Annotated in this window: 1 protein-coding gene; it reads left to right on the forward strand. The window is 68.1% G+C overall.

Annotated features, from left to right (window positions below):
• Nucleotides 1–49: 49 nt before the first annotated feature.
• Nucleotides 50–326 (forward strand): glutathione S-transferase (locus HKX41_10860; protein ID NNC24630.1); only part of this gene is annotated, 277 nt, incomplete at its 3' end.

Here is a 326-nt window from a genome sequence, read left to right on the forward strand (position 1 = left end):
ACCACACCCGCCGCGAACGCCGCGGCCCACTCAAGCGAAGGAACCCCTCATGTCCCCGATCCTCTACTACGGCGTCCCCTCCGGCTGTTCGTTCGGCTCCATCGTCGCGCTGGAATGGTCCGGCCAGCCCTACCGACTGGCGCGCGTGAACATGCCCGAAGACATGCAGACCGAGCTGTTCGCCGCGATCAATCCGGTGCGCGAAACCCCGGCCCTGCAGACCGCGCGCGGCGACTACCTCGCCGAAAGCCTGGCCATCCTCAACCACATCGGCGCCACCCAGGGAGCGCTGGACGTCGGCATCTCGTTCGAGCAAGGCACGCGCG

This window comes from Salifodinibacter halophilus (assembly GCA_012999515.1).
Lineage (GTDB): Bacteria > Pseudomonadota > Gammaproteobacteria > Nevskiales > Salinisphaeraceae > Salifodinibacter > Salifodinibacter halophilus.